Here is a 4,610-nt window from a genome sequence, read left to right on the forward strand (position 1 = left end):
AGATGTGTATAAGAGACAGGATCGCCGCCGCCCCGCTCCCCGGGACCGGGGGCTTCGCCGACGGGGCGGCGGGGATCGGCTGGGCGCTGCTGCGCTTCGCCGGGGCCGGGGGCGACGCACGCCACCGGAACGCCGGGCTGGAGGCCCTGCGCCGGGCGACGGCCGGAACGACCCACCTCACGACCGCCGGAGCGCCGCACGATACGACCGCCGGGGCGCTCCGGCGAACCACCACCGGGACGCCCTGCCGAACAAGCGCCGGGGCTACCCGCGGAACGGCGGCCGGAGCGTCCGCCGGGCCGGCCTGGTGCGAGGGGGTGGCCGGAATCGCGCTGGCGATCGCGGACAGCCCCGACGCGCTGGCGGACCCGGAGCTGTCCGGCTGGCTCGCGGCGCGCTCCGGGGAGCTGGCGGGCATCGGCCCGCTCGCCGACGACAGCCTGTGCCACGGGGAGTCGGGGCTGCTCGAACTCCTCGGCCACAGCGCGCTGCCCGCCGCACGGCCCGCGTGGATGCGCCGGGCCGGAACGCTGCTGGCCTCGGCGGACCGGGCGGGCCCGCAGTGCGGGACGCCGGGCCGCGTACCGCACCCGGGGCTGCTCACCGGGCTCTCGGGGATCGGGCACGGGCTGCTGCGGGCCGGGTTCCCCGACCGGATCGGGTCCGCCCTGCTCCTGCGCCCCTCCCGGACGCCCTGACCGAACCACGGCTTTCAAGGTTTCACGAACGACCACCACTACCCAGAGGATGAGGCAGAGATGAAGCAGTACGGCGAATCGGCCCTGCAGACGTCCGGCGAGATCGCGCACGAGGGCACGCCCGAGCACCCGGCCGGGCAGATCTCCTTGGGATCCACCGGAGGCCTCGGTGCGCGCGGCAGACTTCTCAGCGCCTCGGAGGGCGAGAGCGGCTACAGCCACGACCTGCCGTGGACCACCATGACAGCCCCTTGGTGAACAGTTCCGGCCAACTCAAGCGTCATTGAGCCGAATTGGCCCGCTGCCGTAGGGGTGGGGCTCCAGTAGCCTGCGGCCATGCGAGCCACTTCGCCGGTCATCGTCGGGCGGGACGAGGAGATCGGACTGCTGAGCAGCGCCCTGGACGCCGTACGACAGCGTTCGGGGCGCGCGCTGTTCCTCCTCGGGGAAGCCGGTATCGGCAAGTCCCGGCTGGTGGGCGAATGCGCCTACCGGGCGTACGGGCTCGGCATGCCGGTGCTGCGCGGCCGGGCCACCTCGACCGGGCTCGTCGTCCCCTTCCGTCCGCTCGCGGAGGCCCTGGCCTCCCGGTTCCGGGCCGCGGGCACACCGACCGATCCGGAGCTCGCGCCCTACCATCCGGCGCTGGCCCGGCTGGTGCCGGAGTGGCGCAGGGACGGCTCCCCCGGCTATCCGGAGACGGTCGTGGAGCTGGCCGAGGCCCTGCTGCGGCTGCTGTCCGTGCTGGGCCGGGAGGCGGGCTGCGCGATCCTGCTGGAGGATCTGCACGACTGCGACACGGAGACCGTGGCGGTCGTCGAGTACGTCATCGACAACCTGGCCGATCTGCCCATTCTGTTTCTGGGCACCCTGCGCCCGGAGCCGGGAGCCGCCCTGGACCTCGTACGCTCCGCCGAGCGCCGGCACACCGCGACGGTGCGGGAGATGGGCCCGCTGCGCGACGACCGGGTGCGGGCGCTGACGGGCGCGTGTCTGGAGGCGCGGCCGGAGGAGATACCCGAGGCGGTGCACCGCCGGCTGGCCGAACACGCCGCGGGCAACCCGTACTTGCTGGAAGTGCTGCTGGCGGACCTGCTGGACACCGGCCGGCTCCGCCGGACGGACGACGGGTGGGTGGCGGCGGAGCAGCCGGGCGGTGCGGTCCCCTCGGACATCGTCCGCAGCTGGGCCCGCAGGCTGGAGCGGCTGGACGAGCCGGTGCGGGACCTCCTGCTGGCGTCGGCCACCCTGGGCAGCCAGTTCTCGGTGCCCGTGCTCCAGACCGTCACCGGCTTCGAGGACCGGGCCCTGTTCACCCATCTGCGGTCGGCCGTGGAGGCCGGTGTCATCGCGCCGGACGGCGCGGCCCCCGACCGCTACACCTTCCGGCACTCGCTCACCGCCGAGGCCCTGATCTCCTCGCTGGCGCCGGCCGAGCGCGCCTCGCTGGCCCGCCGCGCCGCCGGGGCCATCGAGCACTCCGGGCAGCCGCTGGACGAGGACGGCCGGCAGCTCGTCGCCTCGCTGCAACTGGCCGCGGGCAACCGGGCGGGGGCGGCCCGGCAGTTCGCGGAGGCCGGAAGACGGATGCTCGCTTCGGGAGCGCACGGCTCTGCCGTGGTGCTGCTGGAGCGGGCGCACCCGCTGGCCGCCGAGACCGACCGGGCCGCCGTCGCCGAGTCGCTGGCGGTCGCCCGTGCCGAGGGCGGCGACCTGGACGGCGCGCTGGCGCTGGCGGACGCGCTGCCGCCGGTCCCGGCGCGTTCCGAGGCCGCCGCCCGGCGCGGCCGGATCCATATCGAACTCGCCTGGGCGGCCGTCATGGCGGAGCGCACCACCGACGCGGCACTCCAGGTCGAAGCGGCCCGCGTCCTGCTCGGCCCGTCGCCGCCGCCGGGCCGCCGGGCCGCGCTCGTGGTGGTCGACGGGCATCTGGCACTGCTTCCCGGGCACGGGCAACAGCCCCGGGATCCGGCGGATTCCGAGCGGACCGTGCGGGAGGCCGCGGAGACCGCCGAGGCCGAGGGGCTGCCCGTGGTGGCCTGCCAGGCCTGGCAGTTACTGGCGCTGCTGCGGCGCGAGGAGGGCTTCGACGCCGCGGACGCCGCGCTGGAGCGGATGCTGTCGATCTCCACCGAACACGCCCTGCCGGTCTGGCGGGTGGAGGCGTTGGTGCGGCTCGGGGCGAACGCCTTCCTGCGCACCGGGGACGCGGCCCGGCTGCTCTCCGCGCGGGCGGCGGCCACCGAGCTGGGCGCCCTGCTGCTGACCCGTACGGTCGACGGGCTGCTCGCGATGAACGCGGTGATGTGCGCCCGGTGGGAGGAGGCGCAGGAGATCATCGACCGCTCGGCGGAGGCCAGTGCCCGGGTCGGTGACCGGTCCGCCCACCGGTATCTGCTGCTGGCCGGGGCGACGATGGCCGCGCACCGGGGGCGGCGGCGGGACATGGACCGGGCGCTGGCCGCGTTCCGGCGGGCGGGTGGCGAGCAGTCGCTGCTCGTGCCGCTCCGGTCGGGGCTGTGCCGGGCGTTCGGGGCGCTGCTGGAGGAGGACCGGGAGCGGGCGGCGGCGGGTCTGGACGAGGCGCTGGCCTGGGAGTCGGACCACCCGAGCTATTACTACCTGAGCGGGCGGTACGGGCTGCGCCCGCTGCTGCGGGTGCTGGCGGGCGAGGCGGACCGGGCGGATCTCGCGGAGGCGCGGGCGACCCCCGGGGGCGCTCTCGCCTGGAACCGGCAGTTCCTGGAGCTGGCCGACGCGGTGCTGCTGGGCCGGGAGGGGGACCCGGCCGGGGCCGCCCGGCTGATGGCGTCCTTCGACGGGGTCTCCGCGCCCTTCCCGGTCGCCCGCCACCTGGGGCTGCGGCTGGTCGCGGAGGCGGCCCTCGCGGACGGGTGGGGTGAGCCGGTGGCGTGGCTGCGGTCCGCCGAGGAGTATTTCTACGGGGCCGGGGTGCAGGCGGTCGCCTCCGCGTGCCGGGCGGCGCTGCGGCAGGCCGGGGCCAGTGTGGGCCAGCACCGGGGCGGCTGGGACCGGATCCCGTCGCCGCTGCGGGCCGGCGGGGTGACCCCGCGCGAGTACGAGGTGTTCGTCCTGCTGCCCGAGCGGCCCGGGAACCAGCAGATCGCCCGGCAGCTGTCCATCTCGCCCCGCACGGTGGAGAAGCACATGGCCAGTCTGCTGAGCAAGACCGGGCACGCGGACCGGGCCGCGCTGTGCGAGTTCGCCGCCGAGTGCGCCGTCGAACCGGCCTGAGGCGAGCACGGCGCCCGCGCCCCTTCCCCGGCCCGGCCACGCAGCGCCCGGTGGTCCCACCGTGTCCCGGACCCGGGCCGCGCTCCGCCCCGGCGGTCCCGCCGTGGGGGGGCCGGGGCGGGCAACATGGGGGCGCCGGGCGGTTTCGGTCGGGTCACCGGGCGGAAGATGCGTGCGGGGCCCCGATGTGCGGGGGCCGGGGCGGCAGCAGGATCGGGACGTGCGCACGGCCCAGCCCGCCGCCCGTCCCCGTTCCGGAGGCCCGCCGATGACCCGACCTCCCGCCCGTACCGGTTCCGCCGGTGCGGTACACGTCTCCCTGCTCGGTCCGCTCACGGCCCGGCTGGACGGCCGTGAGCTGCAGCTCGGTCCGCGAAAGCAGCGCCTGGTCCTCGCCACCCTGCTGGCCCGCCCCAACACCCCCGTGCCGGTGGGTGTGCTGATCGACGCGGTGTGGCCGGACGGCCCGCCCCGTACCGCGCGCAAGAACCTCCAGGTCTACGTCAGTGCCGCCCGCGCCCTCCTGGGGCCCGCCGGGGACGGGGCCCGGCACCGGGTGGTGCACGGCTGCGGGGGCTATCTCCTGCGCATCGCCGAGGGCGAGCTGGACACGCTGCGCTTCGGGGCGCTGGCCCGCGCGGGGCGGGCGGCGGC

General features: G+C 76.4%; 4 protein-coding genes. All 4 read left to right on the top strand.

Going from position 1 to position 4,610, the window contains the following annotated elements; all coding sequences use genetic code 11:
• Positions 1-698: lanthionine synthetase LanC family protein (locus tag CR470_RS35905; RefSeq protein WP_306667835.1), on the top strand; the 698-nt coding region annotated here is incomplete at its 5' end.
• A gap of 60 nt (positions 699-758) precedes the next feature.
• A complete protein-coding gene (locus tag CR470_RS35910; RefSeq protein ID WP_097871773.1) occupies positions 759-956 on the top strand; it encodes a hypothetical protein in 198 nt (65 codons plus the stop codon).
• A 78-nt stretch (positions 957-1,034) separates the two neighbouring features.
• A complete protein-coding gene (locus tag CR470_RS35915) occupies positions 1,035-3,956 on the top strand; it encodes a helix-turn-helix transcriptional regulator (RefSeq protein ID WP_097871775.1) in 2,922 nt (973 codons plus the stop codon).
• Positions 3,957-4,224: 268 nt separating this feature from the next.
• A partial coding sequence (locus CR470_RS35920) for an AfsR/SARP family transcriptional regulator (protein ID WP_179892492.1) occupies positions 4,225-4,610 on the top strand: 386 nt, incomplete at its 3' end.

The organism is Streptomyces sp. rh34 (genome assembly GCF_002551245.1).
Taxonomy (GTDB): Bacteria; Actinomycetota; Actinomycetes; order Streptomycetales; family Streptomycetaceae; genus Streptomyces.